This is a genomic window from Rathayibacter sp. AY1B4, assembly GCF_002932815.1.
Taxonomy (GTDB): domain Bacteria; phylum Actinomycetota; class Actinomycetes; order Actinomycetales; family Microbacteriaceae; genus Rathayibacter.
Map to the genome: position 1 here is coordinate 203,790 of NZ_PSWN01000002.1, position 14,365 is coordinate 218,154.

Genomic DNA, 14,365 nt, shown 5'->3' on the forward strand with positions numbered 1-14,365 from the left:
CAATGTTCACAGCACATTTCACGAAGGGCCGTGTCGCGCTCAGCGCACTCGCGGTCGGTGCCGTCGTGGCACTGGCAGGGTGTTCCTCGAGCGATCCGCTCGATGAGGGATCGGGTGCGACTGCGGGCAGCGAGACCATCGTGGTCGGCTCGCAGGACTACTACTCGAACGAGATCCTCGCCGAGATCTACGCGCAGGCGCTGGAGAACGACGGCTTCACCGTCGACCGCCAGCTGCGCATCGGCCAGCGCGAGATCTACCTGCCCGAGATCGAGAGCGGATCCATCGACGTCTTCCCGGAGTACGACGGCAGCCTCCTGCAGGCGCTCGAGCCCGACGCGACGGCCACCACCGCCGACGACGTGTACTCCGCGCTCGGCGACGCGCTGCCCGACGGCCTCCGCGCCCTCGACGCCGCCGAGGCCAGCGACCAGAACTCGTACACCGTCACCCAGGCCTTCGCCGACAAGTGGGACCTGACCGACATCGCGTCGCTCAAGAACGTCACCGACCCGATCGTGGTCGGCGGCAACTCCGAGCTGCAGACGCGCCCCTACGGGCCCGACACCCTGCAGTCGAAGTACGGCATCACGACCACCTTCCAGGCGATCGAGGACAGCGGCGGATCGACCACCGTCGACGCGCTCACCAGCGACCAGATCCAGCTGGCGAACGTCTACACGGCCGACCCGAACATCCAGAAGAACGACCTCGTCGCTCTCGAGGACCCGGACGGACTGTTCGTGGCCGACAACGTCGTGCCGATCGTCTCGAGCAAGATCACGGACGACGCGGCCGAGGTGCTGAACGCGGTCAGCGCGAAGCTCACGGCGGACGACCTCGTCGCCCTCAACTCCGAGAGCGTCAACGAGCAGAAGTCCGCGTCCGCGATCGCGGGCGAGTGGCTGAAGTCGGCGGGTCTCGTCGACTGATCCTCCCCGGATCCACGCCCGGAGGCGCGTCACTCGTCGAGGTGACGCGCCTCCGCTCTGTTCAGGAGCTTCTTCCCGAGGAGCACGAGCAGGGCGAAGACGACGATGACGCCCACGAAGACGTAGCCGGCGCCGTGCAGGCTCTCCGAGAGTTCCCGGTAGCTGCCCGCCGCGGCTGCGCCGACGCCGACGTAGGCGGACGACCAGAGCACGCACGCCGGGATCGTCCAGGCCATGAAGGTCCGATAGCGCATCCCGCTCATCCCCACCGTCAGCGGGATCAGCGAGTGCAGCACCGGCAGGAAGCGCGAGAGGAACACGGCGAACCCGCCGCGCCGCGCGAGGTAGCGCTCGGCCTTCAGCCAGTTCTTCTCGCCGAGCCGGCGTCCCAGGCGCGACGCGCGGATCCGCGGCCCGAACCAGCGGCCGAGGTAGAAGCCGACGGACTCGCCGCAGAGGGCGCCGATGACGACCGTGACGGCCAGCGCCGCGAACTGCAGCGGGCTGGTCACGCCGGTCGCGCTGACGATCACGATCGTGTCGCCGGGGACGACGAGGCCCGCCAGGATCGTGGTCTCGAAGAAGATCGCGAGTCCGGCGAGGAGCGTCCGCCAGACCGGGGGGACGCTGACGACGAAGTCCAGGATCCCGGTGAGGGTGTCGTTCACCGGGCGCCCCCGCCCGCCGGGGACTCGATCGGGGGCTGGGGCCGACGGCGGCTCCGGATGCTCGGCATGGCTCGATCGTAGGGGCGCACGGCTGGGCGGCGGCAGGGCTGCGCCCGGAAGGCCGGTGGACGCCGGGCGGTCAGGGGACGGCGACGAGCGCGGAGGCCGCCGGGCCGGTGCCGTTCGCCGTGACCGCCTGCACCGAGAGGGTGTAGCTGCGGCCCGGGACCAGCTTCGTGAAGGTCTGCGAGCGCTTGGTCGCGGCGACCACGGCGCTCCAGGCTCCGGCTCCGCTCGTGTCGGACCCGTCGCGCGACACCCGGTAGCCGGTGACCGCCGAGCCACCGGTCCCCGCGGGGGGCGACCACGCGAGCGTCGCCGTGCCGTCCGAGCCCGCCGTGGCGGTGACGGCGGTCGGAGCGCCGGGGAGCCCGGCGGAGACGAGGGTCGCGGTCAGCGTGGTGCTGCTCCCGGGAGTGACGACGCTGTGCGAGGCGGCGCCGCCGTCCGACCAGGACGAGAACCGGTAGGCCGTGCCCGACGCGTCGGTCTGGTCCGGGACCTCCAGCTGGAGGGCCGAGCCCGCCCACGAGACGACGGTCGTGCCTCCGGCGACCTCGGTGCCGTTGACGACGACCGTCCGGCCGGCGGGAGCGGTGGCCAGGGTGACGGAGACCTTCTGCGGGGAGAACGTCCGCGTCGCCGTCGTCGACACTCCGCTCGAGTCAGTCGCGGTGACGCTGATCAGGAGGTCGCTGTCCGCGGCGGCGGCGAGGTCCTCCGGGCCGGGGGCGACGAAGGAGAGGTCGTTCCCCGTCAGCGGCCCGAGGAAGGGATGCGTGTGCTGAGCGTGGCGGCGCTGGACGGTCCAGGTGAGCGCCGAGGCGGGCAGGACGCCGTCCTCGGCGTCGGTCGCCGTGGCGCGGAGGCCGTAGCTCCGGCCCGTGACGAACATCCCTCCGTCGGCGGGTGCGGTGATGCTCACCGTCGGGGCACTGTCGCCCGAGGTGATCCTCGTCGTCGCGGGGGCGGAGACGGCTCCCTTCGGATCGCGGACGCGGAGGGACGCGGTCCAGCTGCCGGCGGCGTAACTGTGGGTGAAGGTCGGGCCGGTCGTGATGCGGTCGGGGGTGCCGTCGCCGAACGACCACAGGTAGGTCAGGGCACCGCCCTCCGGGTCGCTGCTGCCCGAGCCGTTCAGCCGCGCGGCGAGAGGAGCCGCGCCGGAGGAGGGGGCGGCGGTGAGGGCCGCGGTCGGAGCGCGGTTCGCCGCGGCGGTGTAGGCGAGGCGCCGGACCTCGCCGCCGTTCGCGTAGCTGGTGTAGAAGAGGTCCTGGGTCCCGCGCGAGGGACCGAAGGCCATGGCGACGGCGCTGCTGCCGCCGAGGCCGGTCACGAGGTCGCCGGCTGCGCCGGTGCGGCCGAGGGTCCGGATCTTCCCGCACACGTAGTCGCCGAAGAGGTACGCGCCGTCGTAGGCGGCCGGCCAGACGCCGCGGGGGACGTAGGCGCCGCCCGTGATCGAGGCGCAGCCGCTGCTGTGCGCGTAGTCGTGGACCGGGTCGGTGAGCCCGGCGGGCGCCGCGGCTCCGCAGTTCGAGGCCGAGCCGGTCTTCGCGCAGTGGCCCTCACGGGTGTTCCAGCCGTAGTCGGCGCCGGCGACGCCCTGGTCGATCTCCTCCCAGGCGTCCTGGCCCACGTCGTTGATGCGGAAGACGGTGCCGGTCGCGTTCGGGTCGAAGGCCATCCGGAACGGATTGCGCAGGCCGCTCGCGAACGTCTCGCGGCAGCGCACGCCCGCGGCGGCCGGGGCGAGCCGGCAGGAGGCGGTCCCGGTGCCCAGGTAGGGGTTGCCGGCCGGGACGCCCCCGGTGAGGGTGATCCGGAGGATCTTGCCGTTCAGGATGTTCGGGTCGCGGGCGGCGTCGTTCCGGCCACCGCAGCCGCTGCCGCCCGGCGAGCCGACTCCGCCGCGGTAGTCGCAGCCGCCGTCGCCGACGCTGACGTAGAGCAGGCCGTCCTTCCCGATGGCGAGGTCGCCGCCGTTGTGGTTGCTCGCGGGGGAGTAGATGCCGTCGAGGAGGACGCGCTCGGAGGCCGGGTCGATGCGGTCGTCGGTGCCGAGCTGGAACGAGGAGACGCGGTTGCGCGGGGCTCCCGCGGGGTTCACCGTGCCGCCGGCGTTGGTCGGGCAGGAGGAGTCGGAGCCCTTCGCGGTGTAGTAGACGACGACGGTGCGCGAGCCCGGTGCCGGGTCGACCGCGAGGCCGAGCACACCGCGCTCGCCGTTGGCGCAGACCTTCGAGCGCAGGTCGAGGGCCGGGGTGGCGACAAGGCTGCCTCCGCGGATCACCCGGATCGCTCCGGTCTGCGAGGAGACGAGGGTGCGCCCGTCGGTCGTGAAGGCGAGGGCGGTCGGCGCGGGGACGGCCGCCACCCGCGAGTCGGTGAAGCCGGCGGGCACGACGGGAGCGGCGGACGCCGGACCCGCGGGCCCGGCGACGAGCGCGGCGGCCGTGATCGCCAGGACGGTGAGCAGGGCGAGACCGCGGGGGCGGATCCTCGAGCGGGGCATCGGTGACTCCGAGACGGTCGGCGCTGCTGAGCGAGCGGCGGTCTGCGGCGGTGCAGAGGGCGCTGTCGGCGATGACGCGGGGCCAGGATAGGCGCGCGCGATGGAGGGGCCGTGTCCCCCTTCAGGGTCAACACTGGGGGCTCCGGGCGCGGTGTCCCCGGGCCGCTCACGTCGAGCGGGGCTGCAGTGCGCCGGCCCGCCGGTTCACTCCAGAGCGGGCAGGACCACCGCGCGGACCGCCTCCGAGAACCGGGCGTAGCCGGCCTCGTCGAAGTGCAGGCCGTCGTCGACGAAGAGGGAGGGGTCGACAGAGCCGTCGGAGGTGACGAGCGCGTCGGCGGTGGGGACGAAGGTGACGCGGTCGTCCGTCTCGGCGTAGGCGCTGACCGCGGTGTTGGCGGCGCGGACCTCGGCGCCGACGGAGGCGCGGGCGGGCGTCTCCGCGATCTCGACGTAGAACAGCTCGGCGTCGGGGGCGACCTCCTCCACGCGCTGGAGGTACTCGACGACGGCGCCGGCGGTCTGGGCGCCGGTGCGCGAGCCCTCCTCGCCGCTGATGTCGTTCGCTCCCACGTACACGATCACGGCGCGGGGATCGAAGGGGGCGACCATGCGGTCCAGCCACGCGAGGTGATCGGCGACGGTCGTGCCGCCGATCCCGATGTTGTAGGTCTCGAGCGGACGCAGGTCCTCCTTGGAGGTCGTCCAGCGGCCGATCGTGGAGCTGCCCGTGAGGACGATGCTGTGCTGCGGGAACCCGGCGGCGAAGCGCTTCTCGAGACCGGCGACGCGCTCGGCCATGTCGACGGAGGAGGTCGGGCCGGGGTCGGGGGAGCTCGCGGCCGGAGCGCCCGCGCCTCCGCTCCGAGAGGCGAGCGAGAGGGCGATGCCCGCGCCGGCGAGGACCAGCGCGAGCACCAGCAGCGCGACCAGGAGGCGGAGGCGGATGCGGCGGGGGCCGGGGGCGGAGCCGGAGGGCGTCGCTCGAGTCATGGCTCGATCCTCGGGCATCGGCGGGGGCGCGTCGTCCACGAGGAGGCCGTCCGAGGACCCGCGCACCCGGTGGCCGTCTCTCCGTCACCGGATCGCCGTGATCGGATCCGCGCAGAACATCACAGAGGATGCACAGCCGTGCGACACTTGCACATCGCCATCGTCATCGTCGCCGCCGGCCGACTTCCGATGGACGATCACGACGAGGACTCATGGCACGCGCACGCATCACCTGGGTGGACACGGCGAAGGGCATCGCGATCATCCTGGTCGCCCTGGCCCACTCCGTGCAGTGGACCACGACGGCCGGGATCGCCCCCGACTCGTGGAACGAGATCAACCTCCTCCTCATCACCTTCCGGATGCCGCTGTTCTTCCTCGCCTCGGGGCTGTTCGCCGGCTCCGTGCTCACCCGGTCGTGGCCGGAGCTCTGGCGTTCGCGGCTGAGCCTGCTGGTCTGGGCCTTCCTGCTCTGGTCCGTGGTGCGGTTCCTCTTCTTCCTGGTGGTGCCCAACCCGGGCGGCACCGACGAGTCGGACCCGCTCGCGCTGCTCCTCCAGCCGGTGATGCCGCACAACGGGCTCTGGTTCCTCTACGCGCTCACGATCTTCTTCGTGGCCGCCAAGCTCGCGCAGGGCCGGATCGACTGGCGGGTGCAGATCGGCATCGCGACCGCGATCGCCGTGGTCTGGTACGCCGTCCGCTCCAGCACCTCCGAGGGCACCGGGAACATCGCCTGGGACGGCATGGCCCGCTACTTGATGTTCTTCCTGCTCGGCCTCTACCTGCGGAACGCGGTGATCGCGTTCGTGGAGCGCCGCGGGATCCTCAGCGGAGTCGGCTTCGGCGTGCTGTTCCTCGCGCTCGCCGGCGTGATCCTCGCCGTCCGCGCCCGCTTCCCGCTGCTGACGATCGGGCTGGTCCTGGTGAGCGTGCTGGCGGTCCTCGCCGGGCTCGTGGTCGCCCGCTTCCTCTCGAACCGGCGCGGCGCGGGCTGGATCACCTTCATCGGCCGCAACACGCTCCCGGTGTACGTGGTGCACGTCCTCTTCGTCTCGCTCGCCACGAGCGCCCTGCTGCTCTTCGACGGAGAGCGCTGGCTCGACGTCATCGGGCCGGTCGTGCCGCTCCTGGTCTGCGGGATCGGCGTCGCGGCGGCACTGGGCTACTGGCGCCTCACCCGCGACCTGCCCGTGCTGAAGTACGGCTTCCAGGCGCCCGCCTGGTTCTCCGGCTCCCGCTCTCGCGTCGACGCCGGCTGACCGCGGGGCGCCCGCCGGCGGCGCCTCGGCATCGGCTCCGGGAGTCTCTTCACCGGGCGAGTCCGTCGAGGCGTCGCGCAGTGAACGGATTCCCACGGCCGATCTCGCGGATGTGCGCCTGGGAATTCACTGAAGGTCCGTGGGAGGAAGTCTCAGCGTTCCGCCTCCGGCCTGATCGCTCGGCGTCGAGAGGCCGGCGGCGGCGGGTCCGACGGAGGCGAGCCCCGCTCGGCAGTCGCCGCGCGGGGGACTCCCTCGACGTCGAGAGGGACTGTCTCGACGTCGAGCGACCGGTCGGCGGGAGTGCTCGGAGGGGCGTCCGGGGCCACCCCGGAAAGGGTGCCGCCAGGAGCTCGCGGAAGGCAGCACATCCGCCCCAGTACTGGGATCGGGGGCCGTCGGACCCCTCCTGTCCACCTACTCTCGGAGCTGTGAACGAACTCCTGGACCCGCTCCTGCTGTCGAGATGGCAGTTCGGTCTGACGACGATCTACCACTTCCTGTTCGTGCCGCTCACGATCGGCATGGCGCTCACCGTCGCGATCTTCCAGACCTGCTGGGTGCGCACCGGGAAGGTGCACTACCTGCAGCTGACGAAGTTCTTCGGGAAGCTCTTCCTGATCAACTTCGCGATGGGCGTCGTGACCGGGATCGTCCAGGAGTTCCAGTTCGGGATGAACTGGAGCGACTACTCCCGCTTCGTCGGCGACGTCTTCGGGGCACCGCTGGCGTTCGAGGGCCTGCTCGCCTTCTTCCTCGAGGCGACCTTCATCGGTCTCTGGATCTTCGGCTGGGACAAGCTGCCCGAGAAGCTGCACCTGGCCACCATCTGGCTGACCACGCTGGGCACCACGCTCTCGGCCTACTTCATCATCGCCGCGAACGCGTTCATGCAGAACCCGGTCGGCTTCCGCATCAACGAGACCAAGGGCCGCGCGGAGCTCACCGACATCTGGGCGCTCCTCACCAACAAGGTCGCGCTCGCCGCGTTCCCGCACACGATCTTCGCCTGCTTCATGGTCTCGGCCGCCGTCATCATCAGCGTCGCGGCCTACCACCTCTCGCGGAACCAGCACCTCGAGACCATGCGCCCCGCGCTGAGGTTCGGCGCCTGGATGATGCTCGTCAGCGGCGGCCTGACCCTGTTCACCGGCGACTCGCTCGGCCTCGCGATGGTCGACACGCAGCCGATGAAGATGGCGGCCGCGGAGGCGCTCTACAGGACCTCCACGGGCGTCGACGCCTCCTTCTCCGTCTTCACCTGGGGCACGCCGGACGGTTCGAGCGAGCTGTTCTCGATCCGCATCCCCTACCTGCTCTCCTTCCTCTCGACGCACACCTTCACCGGCACGGTCGAGGGCATCAACGACCTCCAGGCGCAGTACACCCAGGTCTACGGACCCGGCGACTACACGCCGATCATCTGGGTCACCTACTGGTCGTTCCGCTGGATGATGGCCCTCGGCGTCCTGGCCATCGGCGTGGCCGCGGCCGGCCTCTGGTTCACCCGGAAGGGCCGCGAGCCGAAGCAGTGGATGTGGAAGGTCGCGATCTGGGCCGCCCCGCTGCCGTTGATGGCGATGATCGTGGGCTGGGTCTTCACCGAGATGGGCCGCCAGCCGTGGCTCGTGTTCGGACTGCTGAAGACCGCCGACGGAGTCTCGCCCGGAGTGAGCGGCCTCGAGGTCCTGATCTCGCTGCTCGCCTTCACCGCGATCTACGGCACGCTCGCCGTGGTCGAGTTCCGCCTGATCAAGCGGGCCGCGCAGGCCGGCCCCGACGACGCTCCCGAGGTCGACGAGGAGAGCGGTCGCCCGCAGCTCGTCGGCACCGTCTACTAGGAGGCACCCCTCATGGATCTCGCCGTTCTCTGGTTCTGGATCGTCGCCTTCTTCTTCATCGGCTACTTCGTCCTCGACGGGTTCGACTTCGGCGTCGGCATGTCGCTCCCGTTCCTCGGGCGCGACGACACCGACCGCCGCGTGCTGATCAACACGATCGGCCCGGTGTGGGACCTCAACGAGACGTGGGTGATCGTCGCCGGCGCAGCCCTGTTCGCCGCGTTCCCGGAGTGGTACGCCACGCTCTTCAGCGGGTTCTACCTGCCGCTTCTGCTCATCCTGCTCGCGCTGATCGCCCGCGGCGTCTCGTTCGAGTACCGGCACCAGCGTCCGGAGGCGCAGTGGAAGCGGCGCTTCGACGCGATGATCGTCGTCGGCTCCGCGGTGCCCGCCTTCCTCTGGGGCGTGGCCTTCGCGAACATCGTGCAGGGCGTCCCGATGGACGCCGACCACAACTTCACCGGCACCGTCCTGGACCTGCTGAACCCCTACGCCCTGCTGGGCGGAGCGACGACCCTCCTGCTCTTCTTCACGCACGGAGTCGTCTTCGTCGCCCTGAAGACGGAGGGGGAGATCCGCGAGCGTGCGCGCCGCCTGGCGACCCGCGCGGGGCTGCTCACCGTGGTCGTCGCCGCGGTCTTCCTGGCCTGGACCAACCTCGGCCAGGGGAGCACCGCCTCCTGGGCGCTCTCGGCGGGCGCGGCCGCGACCCTCGTCGGCGGCTGGCTCGCGATCACGCGGGGCCGGGAGGGACGCGCCTTCGCGCTGCTGGCCGGCACCATCGCGCTCGCCGTGCTCGCCCTCTTCGCGACGCTGTTCCCCGCGGTGATGCCGGCCTCGAACGTCCCCGCCTACGGGCTGACGATCGAGAACGCCTCCAGCACGCCCTATACGCTGACGGTCATGAGTTGGACCGCCCTGGTGTTCGTGCCGCTCATCGTCGGCTACCAGGCCTGGACCTACTGGATCTTCCGCAAGCGCATCAGCCGCGCGCACATCCCGGTCGACGCCCACTGACGTGAAGCCCCTCGATCCGCGCCTGCTCCGCTGCGCCCGGGCGGCCCGTGTGTTCCTCCTGCTCGGCGGGGTGCTCGCGCTGGCGAGGACCCTGGCGATCGTCGCTTTCGCGTGGCTGGTGGCGCAGCTGGTGGCCGGTGCGGTCGACGGGAGGAGCGCCGACGACCTCGCGCCGCTGCTGGCCGCCCTGCTCGCGGTCGTCGCGGCGCGGGCGGCTCTCGCCTGGGCGACCGAGGTGAACGCGGTGCGCGGAGGAGCAGGAGCGAAGGCGCAGCTGCGGCAGGCGGTCCTCGCCGCACTGGTCGAGCTCGGCCCGGCGGGCCGCTCCGAAGGGGGCTCGGGCGGGGTCGTCGCGCTGCTGGGCGGCGGACTGGACTCCCTCGACGGCTACTTCGCCCGCTACCTCCCGCAGCTGATCGCCACCGCGGTCGCGACGCCGCTCCTGACACTCGTGGTCTTCCTCGCCGATCCGCTCAGCGCGGTGTTCCTGGTGGTGACCCTGCCGCTCATCCCGGTGTTCATGGTGCTGATCGGCTGGGCGACCCAGGCCGTGCAGGCACGGCAGTGGGAGCGGCTGCAGGCCCTCGCGTCCGGCTTCGTCGACACCGTCGGCGGCCTCGCGACGCTCAAGATCTTCGGGCGGGCCGAGCGGCAGGCGACGCGGATCCGCGCGCTGACCGAGGACTACCGCGTGCACACGATGAAGGTGCTGCGGGTGACCTTCGTCAGCGGCTTCGTGCTGGAGCTCGCCGGCTCGCTCTCGGTCGCGCTGGTCGCCGTCTCGATCGGGCTGCGGCTCGTCGACGGCTCGCTGGGGCTGGCCGTCGGGCTGTTCGTCCTGGTGCTGGCGCCGGACGTGTTCCTGCCGGTGCGCCAGGTCGGTGCCGAGTTCCATGCGGCGGCCGACGGGGTGCAGGCGGCGGACCGCGCCTTCGCCGTCCTCGAGCGCGCGGCGGCCCTGCCCCCTCGCGGGAAGGCTCCGGCGGCGACGGGGGCGCTCGAGCTGCGGGGTCTCGCGGTCGACGACGGACGCGGGCGGACGCTCGCTCCTGTCGACGCGGTGCTCCCCGTCGGGTCGATCACCGTGGTGACCGGGCCCAGCGGGTCCGGGAAGTCGACGCTGCTCGCCGCGCTCGCGGGCTTCGTGCCCTTCTCGGGCACGCTGCTGCTCGGCGGGTCGCCGGTCGCGGATCTGCGGTCGACGCTCGCCTGGGCGGGCCAGCGGCCCGACCTGCTCCCGGGGAGCGTCGCCTCCGCCGTCGGGCTCGGAGCACTCTCGCCGGACCCCGAGCGCGTGCGGCGTGCCCTGGCGATCGCCGCGGTCGACGTGGACCCCGAGCGTCGGCTCGACGCCGAGGGGACAGGCCTCTCGGGCGGGCAGAGCGCCCGTGTCGCCGTCGCCCGCGCCGTGCACCGCCTGCTCGAGCGCGGGTGCGCGGTGCTGGCCCTGGACGAGCCGACCGCCGCCCTCGACGACGAGTCCGAGCGGGCGCTGCTCGCCGGACTCAGGTCGCTGGCGGAGAGCGGGACGATCGTCGTCGTCGCCAGCCACCGGCCCGCGACCGTCGCGGCGGCCGACGCCGTGGTCGCCCTGGCGCCGGCGGGGGCGGTCGCGAGGTGAACCGCTCCGACGTCCTCCGCGCCGCGATGCCCGGGCCGCGCCGCTTCCTGCCGGGGCTGTCCTTCGGGCTGCTCTCCTCCTCCGCCGTCGTGGCGCTGCTGGCCTGCTCGGCCTGGCTGATCGTCCGCGCGGCCGAGCAGCCGCCGATCCTCTTCCTCTCCATGGCCGTCGTGGGCGTGCGGGCGTTCGCGCTGGCGCGGGCCTTCTTCCGCTACCTCGAGCGGCTGACCGGCCACGACGCCGCCTTCCGCGCGCTCGCGGAGCTCCGGGCGGGCGTCTACGAGCGCCTGGTGCCGGTCGCGCCGGACGGGCTGGGCCGCGTGCGCCGTGGCGACCTGGTCTCCCGGGTGGTGGCGGACGTCGACGCCCAGCAGGACGTGCCGCTGCGCGTCGTGCAGCCGCTGGTCGTCGCGGCGCTGGTCGCTGCGGTCTCCGTGGTCGGCGTCTGGCTGCTCCTGCCGGCGATGGGCGCCGTGCTGCTGGCGCTGCTGGTCCTCGCCTTCGCCGGTGGGGCCCTGGGCGCCGGCCGGCTCTCCGCGCAGGCGGATCGCGAGCTGGCGCCGCTGCGCGGGGAGCTCGCCGAGCGCCTCAACCTGCTGGTCACCCGCCTCGACGTGCTCATCGCCTTCGATGCGGCGGGTGACGCTCTGGCGGACGTGGCACGCGCGGAGGAGTCGCTCGCCCGAGCGGCGCGTCGGCGGGCGGCCTCCGCCGGACTGGCCGCGGCCGTCCTCGCCCTCTGCTCGGGTGGTGCGGTCTGGGCGGGCCTCGCGCTCGGGATCCCGGCGATCGGCGACCTCGGCGGTCCGGCGCTGGGAGTCGTCGCGCTCGTGCCGCTCGCGGTGTTCGAGGTCGCCGCCGCCGCGCCGCTCGCCGTGCAGGCGGCGCGCACCGCGCTCTCGAGCGCTCAGCGCCTGGCCGATCTGGACGCCGAGGCGGCGTCGCCGGCGCTCGCGACCGACGCGGACGTGGACCCGGACGCACCGGCTCCCCGGGGCGCCGGCATCGTCCTGCGCGACCTGTCGGTGAGCTGGCCCGGCGCGCACACGCCCGCGCTGCGGGGCGTCTCGCTCGACCTGCCGGAGGGTGCGCGCGTCCTCGTCACCGGCGGCAGCGGCTCCGGGAAGACGACGCTCGCGCACGCCCTGGTGCGCTTCCTCGACCACTCCGGCAGCTACCTCCTGGGTGGGGTCGAGGCGCGGACGCTGCCGCAGGCGGAGGTGCGGAAGCGGGTCGGACTCGTGGAGCAGCAGCCGTACCTCTTCGACGACACGATCCGGCAGAACCTCCTCTTCGCGCGGCCCGAGGCCCATGCCGCCGTGCTCGAGGCGGTGCTCGAGCGGGTCGGGCTCGGGCCCTGGGTCGCTGCACGCGGCGGGCTCGACGCGCGGGTGGGGGAGCGGGGCTCGCTCGTCTCGGGCGGCCAGGCTCAGCGGATCGCCCTCGCACGCGCACTCCTGGCCGATTTCCGCGTCCTGGTGCTGGACGAGCCGACGGCGTCGGTGGACGCTCCCGTGGCCGACGCTCTGCTCGGGGATCTGCTCCGCGCCGCCGAGGGGCGGACGGTGGTCCTGATCGCGCACCGGGTCGATCCCGGCCTGGAGTTCGACACGCGGATCCGGGTGGCGGACGGCACGGCGGCTCAGGAGCACCGGGCCGCCTGAGCAGGCGCCCGGCTCCGCGGGGCGGCCGGTCCGAGCGGCTGTTCAGCCGTGCTCTGTGGGGACCGAGGCCCGCGCCAGGGAGGCCGCGCGCGCCAGGCGCCCGCCCTCCGCCTCCCAGCGGTCGAGGACCGCGTCCGCCCGGGTCCGCGCCGCTCCAAGCAGCCCGGCCAGGAGCGGAGCGACGACGTCGCGGGCCAGCGGGTCGCTCAGCTCGTCCACGCGGGAGTCGCGGACGAAGCCCTCGAGCCGGGTGAGGTCGGAGCCGCGCAGCCACTCGGCTCGGGACTGCAGCAGCACGACGGCCGCCAGCCGCGGCTCGAACACCGCCGGCTCCCACAGCTCGGAGGAGAGGGCTGTCACGTCGTCGTGCTCGAGCGAGCGGAACTTCCTCAGCGCGTCGCGGACGGTGCCGCGGACCGCCCCGACCGAGGCGCCCGTCGAGTCGAGCCCTGCTCCCAGGCGCTCGCGCACGTCCTGCGCGCGCCAGACGTCGCCCTCGTACTCCAGGGCCGAGCGGATGAAGTCGCCGGGGTCGCTCACCCCTCCATCATGCGTCGCGCGTCAGCCCCGGCTGGCCCAGACGGCCCGTCCGATGCCGTCGTACTCGACGAGGCGGCCGTCGTCCTGCAGCACGAGGCGGTAGGGCGCGACGACGCCGCTCTGGCCGATGCCGAAGGAGATCCTCGGGAACCGCAGCCAGAGGATCCGGGAGTCGGCCACGTCGAGCCGGCCCTCGGAGCTCATCGAGAAGGCGGCACCGGAGGCGGAGGAGGTGTTCGTCGCCCAGTCCGCGCCGTTCGGCCCGTAGACGACGAAGTTGCCGTCGCGCTGCATCTCGGCCCGCCACTGCCCGCTCGCCGAGGTCAGCCGCGTGCCCGCGACGACGAGGCCGCTCGGGGAGAGCGAGTCGCGCACGACGAGCGCGGCACTGCTCCAGAGCACACCGGAGTCGTCCGCGATCCGGAGATCGCCCTCGCGGAGGACCATCGTGGCGCCCGGCTCGCCGGACGTGTCCGAGGCCCACAGGGGCGCGCCGTCCGCGGTGTAGACCACGGCGTTCCCGTCGTCCTGCATCCGGAGGACGTTGCCCCGGCCGCGGGTGCCGCTCGCCCAGAGAGCCCCGCCCTGCCCGTAGACCACGAGGTTGCCGTCCGCCTGCATCACCGCCGTGGTGCCTCCCTGGGTGGCGAGCCGGTTCCCCGCGTAGAGGGTGCTGCCGCGGCGGAGGGTGTCGGTGCGCGGCTCGTCGATCCGGCCGCCGATGCTGCTGGCCCAGGCGGCCGAGCCGCTGCGGCGGTAGATCACGAGATTGCCGTCGTCCTGCATCCGCAGCTCGCCGCCCGGGTCGGCCACCGTGCCGCTCGCCCAGACCGGGCGCCCGTCCGCGGCGTACACGACGAGGTTGCCGTCGTCCTGCATCCGCAGGCTGTCGCCGCGCCCCTGCGTGCCCGAGGCCCAGGTGGGACGGCCGCCGGCGGCGTAGACCACGGCGTTGCCGTCGGTCTGCATCACGAGGGAGGAGGCGCCGTCGGGGGACACCAGGCGCTCGCCGCGCGCGAGCTGCTCGCCGGCACGGAGGACCGCGGCGGAGGCGACGGCGGAGGACGCCGAGGGCGGGGCCTCGACCGCGGAGGCGGGCAGCGAGCCCAGCAGGAGCGCGCCCGTGGCGGCGAGCGCCGCGAGGGAGGCGGTCAGGGAGCGGCCGGAGGGGAGGTGCGTCATCGCAGGGGTCCTGTCGGGGAGGGCGGCGGGGTCGGGGGAATCGTCCCACGGCGGGGGAGACGACGACGCC

The 14,365-nt window shown here is 73.1% G+C and carries 11 protein-coding genes; 6 read left to right on the forward strand and 5 right to left on the reverse strand.

Annotated features, from left to right (window positions below; genetic code table 11):
• Positions 1-2: 2 nt before the first annotated feature.
• Positions 3-932: an ABC transporter substrate-binding protein gene (locus tag C5D66_RS02140; RefSeq protein ID WP_104223111.1), complete on the forward strand. Its 930-nt coding sequence runs from the start codon at positions 3-5 to the stop codon at positions 930-932.
• 29 nt (positions 933-961) lie between these two features.
• Here the strand turns inward: C5D66_RS02140 and C5D66_RS02145 are convergent, their stop codons facing one another.
• The 3 genes from C5D66_RS02145 to C5D66_RS02155 all read right to left on the reverse strand — a co-directional run bounded on the left by C5D66_RS02145 (position 962) and on the right by C5D66_RS02155 (position 5,168).
• Entirely contained in the window at positions 962-1,600 is a 639-nt protein-coding gene (locus C5D66_RS02145; RefSeq protein WP_104223112.1) for a DedA family protein, read from the reverse strand.
• Between the two features lie 139 nt (positions 1,601-1,739).
• The gene (locus C5D66_RS02150; protein WP_104255135.1) at positions 1,740-4,175 is read right to left on the reverse strand and encodes a PQQ-dependent sugar dehydrogenase; all 2,436 of its coding nucleotides are present in this window, start codon (positions 4,173-4,175) and stop codon (positions 1,740-1,742) included.
• Between the two features lie 204 nt (positions 4,176-4,379).
• Positions 4,380-5,168 carry a GDSL-type esterase/lipase family protein gene (locus tag C5D66_RS02155; RefSeq protein ID WP_146083679.1) on the reverse strand — a complete coding sequence of 263 codons (789 nt, stop codon included), beginning with the start codon at positions 5,166-5,168 and terminating at the stop codon, positions 4,380-4,382.
• 212 nt (positions 5,169-5,380) lie between these two features.
• On the opposite strand from C5D66_RS02155, the gene C5D66_RS02160 reads away from it, so the two are divergent.
• The 5 genes from C5D66_RS02160 (at position 5,381) to cydC (ending at position 12,573) form a co-directional block, all read left to right on the forward strand.
• A complete protein-coding gene (locus tag C5D66_RS02160) occupies positions 5,381-6,430 on the forward strand; it encodes an acyltransferase family protein (protein WP_181028701.1) in 1,050 nt (349 codons plus the stop codon).
• Positions 6,431-6,861: 431 nt separating this feature from the next.
• A complete protein-coding gene (locus C5D66_RS02165; RefSeq protein WP_104233758.1) occupies positions 6,862-8,271 on the forward strand; it encodes a cytochrome ubiquinol oxidase subunit I in 1,410 nt (469 codons plus the stop codon).
• A 12-nt stretch (positions 8,272-8,283) separates the two neighbouring features.
• Positions 8,284-9,288: a cytochrome d ubiquinol oxidase subunit II gene (gene cydB, locus C5D66_RS02170; RefSeq protein WP_104255137.1), complete on the forward strand. Its 1,005-nt coding sequence runs from the start codon at positions 8,284-8,286 to the stop codon at positions 9,286-9,288.
• A 1-nt stretch (position 9,289) separates the two neighbouring features.
• Positions 9,290-10,909 carry a thiol reductant ABC exporter subunit CydD gene (cydD, locus tag C5D66_RS02175; protein ID WP_104255138.1) on the forward strand — a complete coding sequence of 540 codons (1,620 nt, stop codon included), beginning with the start codon at positions 9,290-9,292 and terminating at the stop codon, positions 10,907-10,909.
• A complete protein-coding gene (gene cydC, locus C5D66_RS02180) occupies positions 10,906-12,573 on the forward strand; it encodes a thiol reductant ABC exporter subunit CydC (protein ID WP_104255139.1) in 1,668 nt (555 codons plus the stop codon). The genes cydD and cydC overlap by 4 nt, the downstream gene beginning before the upstream one ends.
• Before the next feature lie 42 nt (positions 12,574-12,615).
• Here the strand turns inward: cydC and C5D66_RS02185 are convergent, their stop codons facing one another.
• Both C5D66_RS02185 and C5D66_RS02190 read right to left on the reverse strand, forming a co-directional pair.
• On the reverse strand, positions 12,616-13,113 hold the full coding sequence (locus C5D66_RS02185) for a DNA alkylation repair protein (protein ID WP_104233754.1): 498 nt from the start codon (positions 13,111-13,113) through the stop codon (positions 12,616-12,618).
• 21 nt (positions 13,114-13,134) lie between these two features.
• Positions 13,135-14,295 carry a hypothetical protein gene (locus C5D66_RS02190; protein ID WP_181028700.1) on the reverse strand — a complete coding sequence of 387 codons (1,161 nt, stop codon included), beginning with the start codon at positions 14,293-14,295 and terminating at the stop codon, positions 13,135-13,137.
• Positions 14,296-14,365 lie beyond the last annotated feature (70 nt).